The following is a 4,517-nucleotide window of genomic DNA, read 5'->3' on the forward strand; positions in this document are numbered from 1 at the left end:
CCTCCTCGGCGTGGCGGCACCGCAGGTGAAGGGGAATCCCGGCCCGGCCGAGGGACTCGAGGGCCTGGGCCAGGGCGTCCCGGGGCCAGGGCCTCGAGTCCATCTGCCCGGTGGGGCAGGCGGCCACACACGCCCCGCACCCGGAGCAGGCGAGCGGGTCCCGGTCGAGCGAACCGGCCCGGTCCCGCAACGCCCCGGTGGGGCAGACCTCGAGGCACCGGGAGCAGCCCCCGAGCCGGGCGGCGCGGTGGGCGCAGGCTTCCGGGGGAGGGCCCACGGTGTCCCACGCGACCGTTCCCGCCGCCAGGGCGAGGGCCTCGACGATGGCCGCGGAGACCCCGTCCGGGCCCGCCGGCAGGAACAGACCGGGGCGTGGTGGATCCGTCCCGCCGGGCCAGATCACCTGGTCGGCCGCCACCGCCGGGGGGCGGCGGAGGTCCAGGGCGGCCGCCGGGCCGCAGGCCGCCTCGCACCGGCCGCACCCGTCGCAGCGCTCGGGGGAAAACCGAAGTTCCGGGTCCAAGGCCCCGGTGGGGCAGGCCTGGGCGCAGGCGCCGCACCCGACGCAGGACCAAGGGTCCACCGGGTGGGGGACGGCTAGGCCGATCCGAAATGCCCCGGCCCGCCCGTCGACCCGGACGGGTTGGGCGGGAAGGGCGTTCCAGCCCCTCCCAGGCCGGGCGCCGGGCGCGATCCAAACCACCTCGGCCACCCCGGCCAGGGTGCGCGCGACCCCCAGGCCTCCGGGCCCCAGCACGGCCACCCGAGGAAGCGGGGGAAGTTCGCGCTCGGCCGGGGGGAGGGCCGCGGCGGCGAGGTTCGTCCCGGCTGCGGCGGCCGCGGCGGCGAGGCGCCGGGTCGCGGCACCGGGCCGGCCGACGAGCGCCGGGGGGAGGTCCCAGGCCACGACCCGGCCGGGGGATAGCCCCTGCGCCTCCCAGTCGGCCAGGAGCCGGCCGGTCCCCCGGGCGCACCCGACGAACACGGGCGCTTCGGGGGCCGGAAGATCCTGGCGGCACAGGAGCCGGAACCCCCGGAGCCGGAGGCCCTCGGGCAGATCGGCCGGGCGGGGCAGGGGGACGGTGCCGTTACACGAGCACAGCCACGCTTCCTGCGCCAGCCGGGGGGAGAGTCCGTCCTGGGGATTCGCCATGGATCAGCCCGGCTCCCCGAGGCGGCCGGTTCGCACGAGCTCGTCGTACTCCTCGGGGTGTTCGCGCCGCAGGTCCTCCAGGGAGATCCTGCCCGTCAGCCACACCCGGTTGAGCCTCGGCCGGCCGTGGTAGGTGTGCACGTGGTAGAGGTGCCAGATGAAGATCGCGATCACCGCAAGGAGCGCCTCGTCGGTGTGGGCGATGTATCCCATATGGATCACGAAGTCGGAAAACGACCTCGGAAACCACAGGATGAGCCCGGAGCCGGCCATGATCGCCACCCCCCAGAAGGCGCCCCAGTAGTCGAACTTGTTGATGTAGCTGTACCGGGGGTACCGGGCCCGCTGGGGCTCGAGGCCCAGGAGGAACCGGGTGTCGTGGAGCATGTCCCGGACGTCCCGCATCGAGGGCCAGAGCCCCCCGCGCCGGCCGGTGCGCGCCTGGTGCCAGAGGGCGGGGGCCACGTGGACCAGCCCCAGGCCGAGCATCACCACCCCGCTCGCCCGGTGGATCCACCGGACCACCTCGTACCCCCCCAGGACCCGGATCATCCCCCACCAGTGCCATTTGAGCGGCATGCCTGTGACCGCGAGCACGGTGAAGGTGATCATCAGAAGGGCGTGCTGCCACACGAACCCGGGCGGAAACCGCTGAACCTCCCGTTGGCTCATCGGTCCTCCTCCTTGCGGGAACGCACGATGTCCAAGAGGATGTGGGCCAAGAGGGCCGCGGTCACGACAACGGTGAGTCCGACGAAGAACCGGTCGGTGAGCCGGGGCCAGGGACTCCTGGGGTCCGTGGCGTGCACGAGGACGCCGGCCGCCGCCAGCCGCGGGACCTCGAGCTTGCCCTCGCCGTGGCAATCGGTGCAGACCCGCTCCACCCCGAAGGGGTTCTGGGGCGCGTGGCAGGATCTGTCGCAGGCGATGGCCTTTTCGTCCTTGGTGAGTTCGTGGGCGGGCCAGGCGCGGGCCGGGCGCAGGTCCCGCACGACCGCGGTTTTCTTCTCCCCCCGGGGTTCGAGCACCTTGGGGCCCTCCAGGTGGCACGAGGTGCACTCGACCCGGTCGGTTTCCCGAAAATGGAGCCGGCACGCCGCGGTGCGTCGCCGAATCCGGTCCCATCCGTGGCAGTCCCCGCAGCGCTCGAGCCCCTGGCGGGGTTCCCGGGCCCCCTGCCGGTCGGGGCCGTCGGGCAAGGCGAGCAGTTTCTCGACGAAGTCGTCCCGGAACCCGGGGTGGCAGTCGGCCTGGTCGCACTTCCGGCCGTCCTTGCCCGGTGGGAACCGGTAGTGGGCCGCTTTGGCCTTGTCCTTCCAGTCGGGCATCGCCCGGGCCAGTGCGACCCAGCGGGCCACCAGCGGGTTCTCCTCCCCCGAAGGCGCCAGGTAGGGGTAGCGGCCGTCGGCCAGATCGGGGGCGGGCCCGGCGGCCGGGGTTCCCCCGGCCCAGAGCCCGAGCACCGCGAACGCGAGGGCCGCGGCGGTTCGTCGCAGGGTCATGCGCGTTCCCTCCCACCGGGGCGGCCCCCAAGGGGCCGCCCCTTGCCCGTTACAGGCTCTTCCCGTAGGCCCGCTTCCACCCCCAGGCGTTCGCCTCGGAGCCCCGCTCCACGGCCCGTTTCCGGTAGATCCGGGAAATCTCGTCGGCCTCCCCGGCCAGGAGCGCCTTCGTGGCGCAGGCCGTGGCGCAGGCCGGGAGCTTCCCCTCGGCGAGCCGGTTGGCGCCGTACTTTCGCCGCTCGGCCTCCGAAAGGTCTTCCTCGGGGCCCCCGGCGCAGTAGGTGCACTTGTCCATGACCCCCTTGGCCCCGAAGGGGGCTCCGCTCGGGAAGCTCGGCGCGCCGAAGGGGCAGGCGAACAGGCAGTACCCGCACCCGATGCACTTGTCCTTGGAGTGGAGCACCAGCCCGTCGTCGGTCTGGTAGAACGCCTCCACAGGGCACACGGCGGCGCAGGGCGGGTTCGAGCAGTGCATGCACGAGATGGAGATACTCGCCTCGCCGTCCTGCCCCTCGTTGATCGTGATGACCCGGCGGCGGAAGGTGCCCCGGGGCACATCGTTCGCGTTCTTGCACATCACGGTGCAGCCGTCGCAGGCGATGCACCGGTTCGCGTCGCAAAGGAATTTCAGCCGGGCCATGGGGCACCTCCTAGGCCTTGGAGATCTGGCACAGGCCGGTCTTGGTCTCCTGCATCTGGGTCACCACGTCGTAGCCGTAGTTGGTGACCACGTTGGCGGACTCGCCCAGGACGAACGGCGCGGTCCCTTCCGGGAAGCGATCGGCCTTGCTCACGCCCTCGAACACCCCGCCGAAATGGTACGGCAGGAAGATCGTGTGCTCGTCCACCCGGTGGGTGACCTTCACCCGCACCTTGATCCGGCCCTTCTGGGGGCTCTCCACCCAGATCCAGTCGCCCTCGAGGAGGCCGTAGTCGTTGGCGGTCCTGGGGTTCACCTCGGCGTACATCTCCGGGGCGAGCTCCGAGAGCCAGCGGTTGCCCCGGGTCTCGGCGCCGCCGCCCATGTGGTGGACGATCCGCCCGGTGGTGAGGATGAGCGGGTACTCCTTGCACGCCTCCCCCGACTGGACCCCCTCGAACGGGGTGAAGCACCGGTACTGCATCTTCTGGTCCTTGTAGGTGGGGTAGTCGGCGATGAGGTCGGGCCGCGGGGTGTGGATGGGCTCCCGGTGCACGGGCACCGGATCGGGGAAGGTCCACACGTACATCCGGGCCCGGGCGTTTCCGAACGGGGCCATGCCTTTCGCCAGAGCCGCCTCGATCGTTTTGTTCGTGAGATCGGTCTTCCAGTTGGTGCCGGGCACCACGTCCTGGAACTCCGGGTAGCCGCCCTCGGCCTGGCTCCCGGGCATGGTCACCCCCTTGGCGGCCAGGAGGTCCCGGCCCTTGTACTCGGTGCCGAACCGCGCCCGGAACGGGAGCCCGCCCTCCATGATCGGCTTCGACATGTCGTAGAGGATCGGGGTGCCCGGATGCTTCTCGTTCCAGCACGGCCAGGGCAGCCCGTAGTACTCCCCGTCGCACGGGCCGCCGTTGGCGCGCAGGGTCACCAGGTCGAAGGTGTGGGCGTTGTCGCGCTGACGTTTGAGCCGTTCGACGGTCTGCCCCAGGTACCCGATGGTTTGGAGCCCCTTTCGCCATTCGTTCACGCAGTCGTCGGGCCACGTCTCGATCTTGCCCCGGAACTCCTTGCCGAACCCGAGGCGTTCGGTCAGGGCGAACATGATCTCGTGGTCGGGCCTGGAGTCGTACAGCGGCTCCATGACCTTGTAGCGCCACTGGAGCTGCCGGGCCGTGGCCGTGACCGAGCCCTCGTTCTCGAACTGGGTCGAGGCCGGCAA

Annotated in this window: 5 protein-coding genes; all 5 read right to left on the reverse strand. The window is 71.8% G+C overall.

Going from position 1 to position 4,517, the window contains the following annotated elements; all coding sequences use genetic code 11:
* Positions 1-1,153, reverse strand: a 1,153-nt coding sequence (locus ACY0I8_RS16530; protein WP_461395624.1) for a 4Fe-4S binding protein, incomplete at its 3' end; no start/stop codon positions are given.
* A 3-nt stretch (positions 1,154-1,156) separates the two neighbouring features.
* Entirely contained in the window at positions 1,157-1,825 is a 669-nt protein-coding gene (locus tag ACY0I8_RS16535; protein WP_461395625.1) for a formate dehydrogenase subunit gamma, read from the reverse strand.
* Entirely contained in the window at positions 1,822-2,655 is an 834-nt protein-coding gene (locus ACY0I8_RS16540; RefSeq protein ID WP_461395626.1) for a hypothetical protein, read from the reverse strand. Before ACY0I8_RS16540 ends, ACY0I8_RS16535 begins: the two co-directional genes overlap by 4 nt.
* 49 nt (positions 2,656-2,704) lie before the next feature.
* The gene (gene fdh3B, locus ACY0I8_RS16545; protein WP_459940059.1) at positions 2,705-3,295 is read right to left on the reverse strand and encodes a formate dehydrogenase FDH3 subunit beta; all 591 of its coding nucleotides are present in this window, start codon (positions 3,293-3,295) and stop codon (positions 2,705-2,707) included.
* Between the two features lie 10 nt (positions 3,296-3,305).
* Positions 3,306-4,517: molybdopterin dinucleotide binding domain-containing protein (locus ACY0I8_RS16550; protein ID WP_461395627.1), on the reverse strand; the 1,212-nt coding region annotated here is incomplete at its 5' end.

It is taken from the genome of Deferrisoma sp. (genome assembly GCF_054681715.1).

Excerpts from the sequence above, each read along its gene's own strand:
- ACY0I8_RS16535 (WP_461395625.1), bottom strand. The coding sequence starts at position 1,825 with ATGAGCCAACGGGAGGTTCAGCGGTTTCCGCCCGGGTTCGTGTGGCAG.
- ACY0I8_RS16540 (WP_461395626.1), bottom strand. The coding sequence starts at position 2,655 with ATGACCCTGCGACGAACCGCCGCGGCCCTCGCGTTCGCGGTGCTCGGG.
- fdh3B (WP_459940059.1), bottom strand. The coding sequence starts at position 3,295 with ATGGCCCGGCTGAAATTCCTTTGCGACGCGAACCGGTGCATCGCCTGC.